Source organism: Legionella saoudiensis, assembly GCF_001465875.1.
In the GTDB taxonomy this organism is placed as follows: domain Bacteria; phylum Pseudomonadota; class Gammaproteobacteria; order Legionellales; family Legionellaceae; genus Legionella; species Legionella saoudiensis.
Genome location: NZ_LN901324.1, coordinates 704043 through 716990 on the forward strand (window position 1 = coordinate 704043; position 12948 = coordinate 716990).

Sequence of the window (12948 nt, forward strand, 5' to 3'; positions counted from 1 at the left end):
ACATGTTCATGGCAAATGAAACTAATTTAGATTTGGATCCTATTGAAACGCGTGAATGGCTGGATGCCCTACAAGCTGTATTAACCAATGATGGTGCTGAGCGCGGAGCTTTTATTTTACAGCAACTTTTAAATAAGGCGAATATTGAAGGAGTAAAACTAACAAGCTCGCTCAATACGCCTTATCGCAATACGATTAAAACTTATGAAGAAAAGCCAATCCCACCTGATGAGGGAATGGCGAAACGCATCAGTGCTTTAATTCGTTGGAACGCAGTAGCAATGGTATTGCGCGCTGGAAAATATGCTGCTGAGCTGGGTGGCCATATTGCATCTTATGCTTCTTCATCCACACTTTATGAGACAGGTTTTAACCACTTTTTTAAAGGGCCTAATAGTGAAGGCGGTGGTGATTTACTTTACATTCAAGGGCACTCTTCACCAGGTATTTATGCGCGTGCATTTCTTGAGGGCCGCTTAGATGAAAATCAATTAAGCAATTTCAGACAAGAAGTGGAAGTTAATGGTTTATCTTCATACCCCCATCCTTGGTTGATGCATGATTTTTGGCAATTCCCAACAGTATCGATGGGATTAGGGCCATTACAAGCTATTTATCAAGCGCGTTTCTTAAAATATTTAGAGCATCGTGGTCTAATTAAAGAAACTGGTAGAAAAGTATGGGCGTTTTTAGGTGATGGAGAAACAGACGAGCCAGAATCTTTAGGTGCTTTAAGCATTGCCGCTCGTGAGCAATTGGATAACCTTATTTTTGTGGTGAATTGCAATTTACAACGTCTCGATGGCCCTGTTCGCGGTAACGGTAAAATCATCCAAGAACTGGAGCGTGTATTCCGGGGAGCTGGTTGGAATGTGATTAAAGTGATTTGGGGTAGTCGTTGGGATCCTTTATTCGCAGTCGATAAAGATGGCTGGTTACAAAAGCGTATGGAAGAGTGTGTTGATGGTGAATACCAAGCTTATAAAGCAAATAATGGAGCCTATGTAAGACAACATTTCTTTAATCAATATCCTGAGCTAAAGAAAATGGTTGAGCACTATTCCGATGACGATATTTGGCGCTTAAACCGTGGCGGCCATGACTCTCAAAAAGTATATGCAGCCTATGCCGAGGCCGTGGCACATAAAGGAACTCCTACCGTAATCCTTGCGAAAACAATTAAAGGTTATGGGATGGGTGCTGCAGGTGAAGGACAAAACATCACGCATCAGCAAAAGAAAATGACTGCTGATCAGTTAAAGGTCTTCAGGGACCGCTTTAATATTCCAATTAACGACGAACAAATTGCTGAGATACCATTCTACAAGCCAGCAGAGGATAGCCCAGAGATTAAATATCTTAAAAAGCAGCGTGAAGCATTAGGTGGTTATTTACCTTCACGTACAACACAGGTTGAACCATTGAAAGCTCCTGAGTTGGCTGATTTTTCCTCTATTACGAAGGGCTTGGGAGAGCGTGAGATTTCTACCACGATGGCTTTTGTTCGTATTCTTTCTGTTTTATTAAAGAATAAAGAACTTAGCTCACGAATTGTGCCTATTGTTCCAGATGAATGTAGAACATTTGGTATGGAAGGCTTGTTCCGTCAAATTGGTATTTATTCACCTGTCGGACAGCTTTACACGCCAGTAGATCATGAGCAGGTCATGTTCTATCGCGAAGCGAAAGATGGTCAAATTCTTGAAGAGGGAATTAATGAGGCCGGCGCATTCTGTTCTTGGATTGCAGCAGCGACTTCTTATAGCACCAATCAATTGGCGATGATTCCTTTCTACATTTACTATTCAATGTTTGGTTTCCAACGTATTGGTGACTTGGCTTGGGCTGCTGGTGATATGCAAGCTCGCGGTTTCTTATTAGGAGGCACCGCTGGTCGTACTACACTTGCAGGTGAGGGGTTACAACATCAAGATGGACATAGCCATATTATGGCATCAACCATTCCTAACTGTGTTTGTTATGACCCGACTTATGCTTATGAGTTAGCTGTGATCATTCAACATGGTCTATATCGTATGTATGAAAAAATGGATAACGTCTTTTATTACATTACGGTCATGAACGAAAATTACGTCCAACCTGATATGCCGGAGGGAGTTGAAGAAGGCATTATTAAGGGAATGTATTTATTGCAAGAAAGCAAAAAGAAATCAAAGCAACATGTCCAATTAATGGGATGCGGAACTATTCTTCGTGAAGTAATTAAAGCGGCTGAGCTGCTTGAAGCAGACTACTCAATCACTGCTGATATTTGGAGTGTAACCAGCTTTAATGAGTTACGTCGCGAAGGTTTAGCGGTAGAGCGATATAATGCGATGCACCCAGAGCAACAAGCACAAGAAAGTTATGTGACTACACAATTAAAAGGAAAACAGGGCCCTGTTATTGCAGCAACAGATTATATGCGTCTTTTTGCTGATCAAATTCGTCCTTTTGTTCCTAATCGTTATGTGACTTTAGGTACAGATGGTTATGGGCGAAGCGATACTCGTGAACGTTTACGTCATTTCTTTGAAGTTGATGCGAAATACATCGTTTTAGCTGCGTTAAATGCTTTAGTTGCTGAGGGCAGCATCGATAAGTCTAAAGTAGTTGATGCAATTAAGCGTTACAACATTAATCCTGACAAGCTGGATCCAGTAACTCATTAAGAGTGTTCAACGAAGGCTAGAGCTGTACGTTCTAGCCTTTATCCAGACTACATTAGAGGACAAATATGGCAAATGAAATAGAGGTAAAGATCCCTGATATAGGTGGTTCTACCCAGGTTGATGTGATTGAAATTTTGGTTAAAGTTGGCGATAAGATTGAAATAGATACGCCATTAATTACTTTGGAATCAGACAAGGCCAGTATGGAGATTCCGTCTTCGGTCGCAGGAACAGTTACCAGTCTCAAAGTTAAGGTCGGAGACAAGGTTTCTGAGGGCGATGTGATTCTTTTAGCCACAGTAGATAATGAAAGTGCATCTCCTAAAGAAGAGACTAAGCCTAGCGAACCAGCAGCGGCAGAACAAAGTTCTGAACCAAGAGCCACCCAAGACGCTTCTGCAACAACTGAAGAACAGGAAATTGAAGTAAAGATTCCTGATATTGGTGGAGCAAAAGTTGACGTTATTGAAGTAATGGTAAAGGTCGGTGAGCAGATTGCCGTTGATATGCCACTAATTACATTAGAGTCTGATAAAGCCAGCATGGAGATACCATCTCCAGTTGCAGGGACTATTACGAAGTTAAGTGTTAAAGTTGGTGACAAAGTTGCCGAAGGAGATGTAATCCTTCTGGCTAAAACTACTGCAGCCGCAAAACCCACTTCAAAAGAAGAGGCCCAACCGGCTGCTCAAGCGCCTGTTACCGCTCCTGTTCAAGCGAGTACGCCTGTAAATTCACAGCCAGCGCCTACGCCTACGGAATATAGCTCTGCTTCCGCAACATTAGTTTCTGCGGGTCCTGCGGTTCGACGTATGGCAAGAGAATTAGGAGTTAATTTAGCAGATGTAAAAGGAAGTGGGCGTAAGGGTCGCATAGGTAAGGAAGATATTCAGGCCTACGTTAAAGCGCGTTTAAGCGAACAACCTGTCTCCGGTTCTTTAGGAATTCCTGCAGCACCAGTAATTGATTTTACTCAGTTTGGCGAAATTGAGACAAAACCACTAAATAAAATTAAAAAGCTTACTGGTGTGAATGTACATCGCTCATGGATTACCATCCCGCATGTGACTCAGTTTGATTCTGCGGATATAACCGATGTAGAAGCATTTAGAAAAGAAGAAGCAGAACGTTCTAAAGATAAAGGCTATAAACTTACTTTATTAGCATTTGTTTGTGCGGTTGTGAGCAAAGCATTACGTACCTTTCCACAATTTAATGCATCTTTGGATGCAAGTGGCGCCAATTTAATTTATAAAAAATATTGCAACATTGGTATCGCGGTAGAAACACCTAATGGCCTTGTGGTGCCTGTGATTAAGAGTGTTGATAAATTAAGTATTGCGGAAATTGCTATGGAAATGGGGCGTCTAAGTGCTAAAGCTCGTGATAAGGGTTTAATGCCTGCGGATATGTCTGGAGGTTGCTTCACCATTTCTAGCCTTGGTGGCATCGGTGGTACTTCATTCACTCCTATTGTAAATAGCCCAGAAGTTGCAATTTTAGGTTTGTCTCGTTCTGAAATAAAACCAGTTTATGAAAAAGGCGCGTTTCAACCAAGACTGATGTTACCTTTATCCTTATCGTATGATCACCGCGTTATTGATGGTGCAGAAGCAGCACGTTTCACACGTTTTATTTGTGATAGCTTAAGTGATATTCGACGAATTTTGCTTTAATAACAGATTAATAAATAAAGAGGTTTTGCAATGGCTAGTAAAATAAAGACTGATGTTGTCGTATTAGGAAGTGGGCCTGGAGGATATACTGCGGCATTTAGAGCAGCTGATTTAGGAAAAAAAGTTGTTTTAGTTGAACGTTATGATTCATTAGGTGGTGTTTGTTTAAATGTAGGTTGTATTCCATCTAAAGCCTTATTACATATTGCTAAAGTTGTTGAAGAAGCTCATGAGATGGAAGATCAAGGTGTGAGCTTTGGTAAGCCAACCATGGATAATAAAAAAATGGTTGCTTGGAAAAACTCTGTTGTTAGCAAATTAACTGGTGGCTTAAAAGCACTAGCCAAGCAACGAAAAGTTGAAGTGGTTACTGGGGTAGGTAAATTTTCTGGTACTCATCAAGTTACTGTCGATACCAAAGATGGTCCTGTTGAAGTTGAGTTTGAAAATGCGATTATTGCCGTAGGTTCGGAATCAGTTAATTTACCATTCATCCCTGAAGACAAGCGCATATTCAGTTCAACTGGTGCTCTAGAGCTTGCTGATATTAAAGGCAGTTTATTAGTTCTAGGTGGGGGAATCATTGGTTTAGAAATGGCAACAGTTTATTCTGCTTTAGGAGTAGATGTGACGGTTGTGGAGTTTATGGATCAATTAATTCCGGGCGCTGACGCTGATTTAGTTAACGTGTTACAAAAACGTATGACTAAAAAAGGCGTAAAATTCCTATTAAAAACCAAAGTTACTGCGGTTGAAGCGAAGAAAGATGGTATTTACGTTTCCATGGAGGGTGAGCATAAGACGGATAAGCCACTTTGCTTCCAACAGGTTCTTGTTTCTGTAGGCAGAAAGCCTAATGGTGGAATGATCGATGCTGATAAAGCTGGAGTTAACGTTGATGAGCGTGGGTTTATCAAGGTAGATAAACAACAACGTACCAATGTTCCACATATCTTTGCAATTGGAGATGTGGTTGGACAACCGATGCTAGCGCATAAAGCAATCCCTGAAGGTAAAGTGGCTGCTGAAGTGATTGCCGGCAAGAAACACTATTTTGATCCTAATTGCATTGCCAGTGTGGCTTATACTGATCCCGAATTAGCTTGGGCTGGATTAACTGAAAAAGAAGCCAAAGAAAAAGGGATTCGTTATGAAAAAGCGACGTTTCCTTGGGTTGCTAGTGGCCGTGCCTTAAGCATGGGCCGTGAAGAAGGGATGACTAAACTGTTGTTCTGTCCTGACACGAATCGTATTCTTGGCTCAGGTATTGTTGGCGTTAACGCAGGTGATTTAATTGCTGAAACTGCATTAGCAATTGAAATGTGCTGTGATGTGGAGGATATCGCATTAACGATTCATCCTCATCCAACGTTGTCTGAGACAATTGCGCAAGCAGCTGAAGCATTTGAAGGAACGATTACCGATCTTTATATGCCGAAAAAAAAGAAAGACTAAGTACGTAGCCCGTATTAGCGCAGCGTACTTACGGGAGTTTACGCCAAACGCCCCGTATTAGAAGTTCGCCTAATACGGGACGCATTCTTTAGGAGCAAGGGATGATGTGGAATATTCGCTGTATGCACGAATCTGATATAGATAACGTTTATGCAATTGAAACCACGGTTCATATTGCCCCCTGGAGCCGTGCTATTTTAAGAGACTGTGTACTGGTAGGGTATGACTGCCTCGCTCTTGAAACTAGAATAAATGACGAGTGGGTGCTCGGTGGCTACATGATTTGTAGGCGCAGAGAACATGTTTGTCACATCTTAAATTTCTGCATCGCAAAACATTTACAATCACATGGCTATGGACGTAAGTTCTTAGAGCACGTGCTTGATTTGTTAACTAAAACTAAGGACACGCATTCGGTTATGCTTGAAGTCCGGCCTAGTAATGCCCCTGCATTGCATCTTTATAAAAGTATGGGATTTAAAGAAGCAGAAATTAAAAAGGATTATTACAAAGATCATGACAAGGTAGAGGATGCGATTCTTTTAAAGAAATTTCTAGCGTTTAGGACATTTGACTGATGAGAAAGAAAGGTACATTCTTAAAAACAAAAAATTAAGAAAAAAGTAGGCTGTCAAGACTGTTTTTTCATTATTTCTTTGTTATCATACTCGCCCCAGATACCTCATCTGTCTCTTCATATCCCTTGTGGATAACTTTTTTAATAAATCCTCATTTTAACTTTTTCAGAGCACACGCTCTTAAAAAAATCCTTTTAAACCTTAGTCTATACAATGCTTCTCTAATTTTTTTAATTATAGTGTTATCCACAAAATCTGTGGATAACCTTGTGCATAGATCTGTGAGTTATTTGAAAACCAATCACTTGTGCTCATGTGCTAATTTTAACCATCATCATTTTCGGTTCTAAGAAAACGTATCATCGTAATTTGCGCGTTTTACTATGTCTGTAAGATAGTTATTAATCTCTATAGGTATACCATTTTCCGATAAAGATTGTTTAAAAAAGCTCTTTGCAGCCTCTAAATTTTCTTGGTCGAGCACTATAAAGTCAAGAATAGTACTGCCGCTCTTAATGGTATATATAAATCTCCATTGTCGGTTTAATTTTATGTGATGATTTTTTATGAGCCAGGGTCTGGAAAGAGGAAACTCAATTTTCTTAAAGTTAATTATTCTCATTACAGAATTTATTGTACTATTTGAAAGCTTTATTTTTATTCCTCTAGTCGCTGCTAGATACTCTAATTGTGATCTATTTAAAGGGTAGGTTATATGCCATTTTACTAATGGGATCAGAATACATCGCAGGTATGTACGTTTTTTAAAATAATAATAAATGGTGGTAATTAAAAAAATAATAAAGTTTAAATTTAAGTGCATAGTAATAGGAGTTGTAGGTGCTAAAAATTATAGTATAGCTGAGTGACCTGCATAGGTTGGTTATTAATAATCTCTCATTTTTTATAAATTTAATATAAATGCTAAGTCAAGACTGTTTTTTATTTTTTTCTTTGTTATTATATCCAACCCGCTGTGCCATCTTTCCCTACCACGCTTTGTGGATAACTTTTTTAGCTACTTCTGGGCCTTCTTCCAATTAATAACTTCAACTCTTTGCTTAAATCCTTTGCTGGTGCGACTTTTATCTTCTATTCTATGATTAACGTTTTTAAGTTTTATCCACAAAATCTGTGGATAACCTTGTGTATAGTGTTGTGAATTACTTGATTAATCAGTTTGTTTTTGGCTTGTGTCAAAATTTAACATTCAAGAGGTTAAGACAGCAGAACAGAATAAGTGATATTTAATTGCCCACTATGAATTCGTGATTGACAAATTATCATGACAAATAGGCTGCGGATATGATACCCTTGCAACTTGTATTTCCTTGATTAAAAAACACATTTGTTGAGAAGAAATTCATGAGAAGAACTCGTTCCAAACCTAATCCCACGCCACAGACAGCGCAAATCGTTAATTTAAGCCATGATGGAAAAGGTGTGGCTCGTATCAATGGTAAAGCTACCTTTATTCAAGGTGCTTTACCGGGTGAAACCGTAGAATTTCAATATACCCGTGTGAAAAAGGATTTTGATGAAGGGCAATTATTATCTGTAATTGATGCATCTGCTTTACGTGTCGAGCCCAAATGCGCACATTATGCGATGTGTGGTGGTTGTTCCTTGCAACATCTAAGTGAAAAAGAGCAAATCCATTTTAAGCAAGAGCAATTAATTGATTTATTGGCTCGTTATGGCCATACTCAGCCTCAAAGTGTATTACCGCCTTTAGTCGCCAATCACTGGAATTATCGGAACAAGGCACGTTTAAGCGTACGCTATGTGGATAAGAAGCAATCGTCAATGGTGGGTTTTAGAGAGCGAAATAATCCACGATATATTGCTGAAATTACTCAGTGTCCTGTGTTAAATGCCCGATTGGATCAAGATATTATCCCCTTAAGAAATTTAATTAATTCTATGGAAGATAAATACTGCATTGCCCAAATTGAAGTGGCAGCCGGTGACGATGAGATTGGTCTTATCTTTCGTAATTTATCTACATTAACGGCGGATGATGAATTAAGGATTAAAAAGTTTGCTGAAGATTATCACTATAAGATTTTTTTACAACCAGCTGGTCCTGATAGCGTATATTGTTTTTATCCACCTAATTCAGGTGATTATTTAACTTATAGCTTACCTGACTACCAAATAACCTACTCATTTCATCCCACTGACTTTACTCAGGTGAACGCAGAGCTAAATCGCTCAATGGTAGCGCTTGCATTGGAGCTAATGGACTTAAAAAGTACAGATGTCGTGCTAGACTTATTTTGTGGACTAGGCAATTTTTCACTTCCTATGGCCAAATTTTGCTCCAAAGTATTAGGGGTTGAGGGAAGCGAAGCAATGGTTGAACGAGCCTATATGAACGCTAAATTAAACCATCTGGATAATGTAAGCTTTTATGCAGCTAATTTAGATGATGTTCAGGAGGTACAAAAACTAGTGCAGCAACCTTGCAATAAAATTTTAATAGATCCTCCTCGTTCTGGAGCCTTGGAAATTGTGAAGCAAATTGATGCATTAAACCCCGAACGTATTGTTTATGTGTCATGTAATCCCGTAACATTAGCAAGAGATACTGATATTTTAGTAAACCAAAAAGGTTATGTCTTGATTAAAGCAGGTGTTATGGATATGTTTCCTCATACTGCTCATGTTGAGTCAATCGCGTTGTTTGAAAAAGGATAATACTCATGGTTAGAGTCAAAGATACTGTTCCCCTGGCTGCGGATGGCAGCATTGATGTTAATTTATGGTTACATCAACTTGGTGCTAAAGGTTATTTGGACAGTATTGAACTCATTCGCAATGCCTGTGCTTTAAGCCAATTATCAGGGCAGGATCATGCTACCGAAACGGGGCACTCCTGTTTGCAACAAGGTTTGGAAATGGCTGATCTGCTTGCAGATCTTGAGGTTGATCCGGAAACATTAGCTGCAGCAATTATTTTTGAAAACGTTCATTATGCTGATTTATCACTTGATGATGTCGAGGAACAGTTAGGCACTAATATTGCCAAGCTGGTAAAGGGTATTGAGCGCATGAGCGCGATGCATAGCTTCCAAGCGTTGAACAAATACCCACAAAATAAACATCAAATTGATAATATCCGAAAAATGTTATTGGCGATGGTTGATGATGTTCGCGTCGTTTTAATCAAATTAGCAGAACGCTTATGCATTCTAAGGGCAACGGCGCATTTACCTGAAGAGTTATGTATTCAATTGGCTACTGAAGCCATGGAAATTTATGCCCCCTTAGCAAATCGTTTAGGAATAGGGGCTATAAAATGGGAAATGGAGGATTTGGCTTTTCGCCATTTGCATCCAGCCGATTATAAAGCCATTGCTAAGGGATTAAAAGCGAAGCGTTTGGAGCGCGATAGTTTTGTGAATGACATCGTTGCCCAATTAAATGAACAGATCAAATGCAGTGGTATTGAGCATTTTGCAGTGTATGGGCGTTCTAAGCATATTCACAGTATTTATAAAAAAATGAAGCGTAAAAACGTTGCATTGGATGAAATTTATGATGCAACAGCAGTACGGGTTTTGGTAGAAACAGATCACCAATGCTATGAAGTATTAGGAATGGTACATACTTTATGGAAGCAAATTCCAGCCGAGTTTGATGATTACATCATTAATCCTAAAGCGAATGGATATCAGTCCTTGCACACGGCTGTTGAAGGCCCTGAAGGACGAGTATTTGAAGTACAAATCAGAACCTTCCATATGCATGATTTGGCAGAAATGGGTGTGGCCGCGCATTGGAAATATAAAGAAGGTGGCGTAACTCATAAAGAAAGTCATGAGCGCAAAATTGAATGGCTACGCGATGTATTAGCATGGCATAGGGAAATGGCCAGTAATAAAGGTGTTCCTGAAAGTACAACCACAGAGTTTCTTGAGGACAGAGTTTATGTATTTACACCTGATGGTGATGTTTTAGACTTGCCCCAGGGAGTAACACCTTTAGATTTCGCTTACCATGTACATAGTGATCTGGGACATCGTTGCCGTGGTGCGCGTATTAATGGTCATATTGTGCCGCTTACTTATCAATTAAAAACAGGAGATAAGGTTGAGGTTTTAACCGGCAAGCAAATTAAACCTTCACGGGATTGGATTAATCCCCATTTAAATTATTTAAAAACATCTCGAGCCAAGGCCAAAGTATTACATTGGTTTAAGATGCAAGATTATGAGCGTAATTTGCAAGAGGGGCGCGAATTATTAGATAAGGAATTGAAATCCTTAGGGATTAAATCCGATAAGCTTAACGAAGTTGTTAGTGCGTTGCATTTTAAAAAGCTTGATGATCTGTATGCTAATTTAGGACGTGGGGATATTAAAATAGGGCAAATTATTAATAAACTTGCTCCTCCGCAAACGTCTGAAATAAACCTTGATAAGTTTGTCAGAGCTCAAGGAAAACCTGAGGTTACTGGAAGCGATTTACGTATTGAAGGGGTAGGAAATTTACTTACTTTCATGGCGCGCTGCTGTCAGCCTGTACCTGGAGACAATGTGATTGGTTACATCACAATTGGCCGAGGGGTTTCCGTACACCGTCAGGATTGTCCTAACATTATTCATGCAAGTGAGCGACAAAAACAGCGCTTTTTACAGGTAAGCTGGGGAAGCGCTACTCGTGAAAACTATGTTGTAGATATTTTGATTAAAGCCTTTAATCGTTCTGAGTTATTAAAGGATGTAACCTCATTACTGGCGAATGAGAAAGCGCATGTTTATGCATTACAAACTCAAAGTAATAAGCATGAAAACATGACGTTTATCACATTGACAGTTGATATTGATGGCTTAAGTAGTCTGTCACGACTTTTGGCGAAGTTGATGCAAATTCCCAATGTTTTAGAAGCGAGAAGGCAGGTTTAAATAAGTGTAGCCAGGTTGATTGCCCGGCTACATTAAAAAATAAACCCCGCGACTACGGCTCTTTGCTCACTTAATAAGACATTATATGTTCTGGAGGCGGCGCCAATGGACATGCATTCAATCCCAATTCGATGCTGCGATAGGGTACTGATAATGGACATAGGGGGGAATTTGCCTGTGTGTTCATGACCGATAATCACCACTTCTGGATTAAATTGCATTAACTTCTGCAAATACTGCTCATCAATGGCTTGAATATCATGAATTGCTAGATCAGTGATGACTTCTTCTTTAGAAACAATTAGACTTCGCTCATAAACAATCGAATTAATCTGAACTTGATTTTCACTGTAAGCTTGCACCGCATTTTTTTCTGCTGCTTCTAAATTAATATTCATGGTTTTCGATGATTCGTTGAGTTATAGTGGCTACGAGTATACTACAGAGGTCAATATTATGAGTCAATTTCCCCGCATTAAACGGTTACCACCTTATGTTTTTAATACGATGACCCAATTAAAAATGGAAGCACGAGCGCGCGGAGAGGATATTATTGATTTTGGCATGGGAAATCCCGATCAACCCACACCTCCTCATATTGTCAACAAGCTCATTGAAGTGGTGCAAAGACCGGATACACATCGTTATTCTATGTCCAAAGGAATACCGCGATTAAGACGCGCAATGGCATCTTGGTATCATCGTAACTATGATGTTCATTTAGATAGTGAAACCCAAATTTTAGCAACTATTGGTTCTAAAGAGGGGCTCGCGCATTTAGCTTTAGCGATTAGTGGGCCAGGTGATACGATATTAGTTCCTGATCCCGCCTATCCAATTCATACCTATGGGTTTATCATTGCTGGGGCAAACGTAAAGCAAATTCCGTTAATTGATGAAATGCAGTTTTTAGATTCAGTTGAAGAAACGATTAATAGCAGTTGGCCTAAGCCTAAAGCGCTCGTAATCAATTTTCCGGCAAACCCCAGTACTCATTGTGTTGATTACCCATTTTTTGAGAAGGTTATTGAATTAGGTAAAAAGCATGGCATTTGGATTATCCATGATATTGCTTATGCGGATATCGTATTCGATGGATATAAAGCACCTTCCATATTGCAAGTGCCTGGAGCTACAGACATTGCTATAGAAACCTATTCAATGTCTAAGTCATACAATATGCCGGGTTGGCGCGTGGGTTTTGCTTGCGGAAATACTGAATTGGTGGCAGCGTTAACGCGCATTAAATCTTATTTAGATTATGGTACGTTTACTCCGATTCAAGTTGCAGCAATTGCCGCCTTAGAAGGTTCAGACGATTGCGTTGAGGAAATTAGAGTCCTTTATGAAAAACGCCGAGATGTACTGTGTGAAGGGTTAAATGCCATCGGTTGGCAAGTTACCAAACCTAAGGCGACGATGTTTGTCTGGGCCCCCATTCCTGCTCATTATGCATCAATGGGATCGCTAGAGTTTAGCAAATACTTACTCAAAGAGGCGCAAGTTGCCGTATCTCCAGGTATTGGTTTTGGCCAACAAGGGGATGGTTTTGTTCGTTTTGGGTTGATTGAAAATAAGGGCCGTACGCGTCAAGCCTTAAGGAATTTAAAAGCCATGTTCCGTCGAGATGGATTAATCAGCGCCTAACGTTCTAGTA

General features: G+C 39.7%; 8 protein-coding genes. 7 read left to right on the forward strand and 1 reads right to left on the reverse strand.

Features of this window, described 5'->3' with window-relative positions; translation table 11 throughout:
- The first annotated feature begins 8 nt into the window (after positions 1–8).
- From aceE to relA, 6 genes are all read left to right on the forward strand, one after another.
- A complete protein-coding gene (gene aceE / locus BN3124_RS12095; RefSeq protein WP_058535048.1) occupies positions 9–2672 on the forward strand; it encodes a pyruvate dehydrogenase (acetyl-transferring), homodimeric type in 2664 nt (887 codons plus the stop codon).
- A 65-nt stretch (positions 2673–2737) separates the two neighbouring features.
- A complete protein-coding gene (gene aceF, locus BN3124_RS12100) occupies positions 2738–4348 on the forward strand; it encodes a dihydrolipoyllysine-residue acetyltransferase (RefSeq protein WP_058535049.1) in 1611 nt (536 codons plus the stop codon).
- A gap of 30 nt (positions 4349–4378) precedes the next feature.
- Positions 4379–5803, forward strand: coding sequence for a dihydrolipoyl dehydrogenase (lpdA, locus tag BN3124_RS12105; protein ID WP_058535050.1), 1425 nt, complete (start codon positions 4379–4381; stop codon positions 5801–5803).
- A 101-nt stretch (positions 5804–5904) separates the two neighbouring features.
- Entirely contained in the window at positions 5905–6381 is a 477-nt protein-coding gene (rimI, locus tag BN3124_RS12110) for a ribosomal protein S18-alanine N-acetyltransferase (RefSeq protein WP_058535051.1), read from the forward strand.
- A gap of 1365 nt (positions 6382–7746) precedes the next feature.
- A complete protein-coding gene (rlmD, locus tag BN3124_RS12120) occupies positions 7747–9081 on the forward strand; it encodes a 23S rRNA (uracil(1939)-C(5))-methyltransferase RlmD (RefSeq protein WP_058535053.1) in 1335 nt (444 codons plus the stop codon).
- Positions 9082–9086: 5 nt separating this feature from the next.
- Entirely contained in the window at positions 9087–11291 is a 2205-nt protein-coding gene (gene relA / locus BN3124_RS12125) for a GTP diphosphokinase (RefSeq protein WP_058535054.1), read from the forward strand.
- Positions 11292–11323: 32 nt separating this feature from the next.
- On the opposite strand, the gene BN3124_RS12130 is transcribed toward relA, so the two are convergent.
- Positions 11324–11689 carry an Mth938-like domain-containing protein gene (locus tag BN3124_RS12130; protein WP_058535055.1) on the reverse strand — a complete coding sequence of 122 codons (366 nt, stop codon included), beginning with the start codon at positions 11687–11689 and terminating at the stop codon, positions 11324–11326.
- 58 nt (positions 11690–11747) lie between these two features.
- Here BN3124_RS12130 and alaC point away from each other — a divergent pair, with 58 nt between their 5' ends.
- The gene (gene alaC / locus BN3124_RS12135; protein ID WP_058535056.1) at positions 11748–12938 is read left to right on the forward strand and encodes an alanine transaminase; all 1191 of its coding nucleotides are present in this window, start codon (positions 11748–11750) and stop codon (positions 12936–12938) included.
- The last annotated feature ends 10 nt before the right edge of the window (positions 12939–12948 follow it).

Excerpts from the sequence above, each read along its gene's own strand:
- aceE (WP_058535048.1), top strand. The coding sequence starts at position 9 with ATGGCAAATGAAACTAATTTAGATTTGGATCCTATTGAAACGCGTGAA.
- aceF (WP_058535049.1), top strand. The coding sequence starts at position 2,738 with ATGGCAAATGAAATAGAGGTAAAGATCCCTGATATAGGTGGTTCTACC.
- lpdA (WP_058535050.1), top strand. The coding sequence starts at position 4,379 with ATGGCTAGTAAAATAAAGACTGATGTTGTCGTATTAGGAAGTGGGCCT.
- rimI (WP_058535051.1), top strand. The coding sequence starts at position 5,905 with ATGATGTGGAATATTCGCTGTATGCACGAATCTGATATAGATAACGTT.
- rlmD (WP_058535053.1), top strand. The coding sequence starts at position 7,747 with ATGAGAAGAACTCGTTCCAAACCTAATCCCACGCCACAGACAGCGCAA.
- relA (WP_058535054.1), top strand. The coding sequence starts at position 9,087 with ATGGTTAGAGTCAAAGATACTGTTCCCCTGGCTGCGGATGGCAGCATT.
- BN3124_RS12130 (WP_058535055.1), bottom strand. The coding sequence starts at position 11,689 with ATGAATATTAATTTAGAAGCAGCAGAAAAAAATGCGGTGCAAGCTTAC.
- alaC (WP_058535056.1), top strand. The coding sequence starts at position 11,748 with ATGAGTCAATTTCCCCGCATTAAACGGTTACCACCTTATGTTTTTAAT.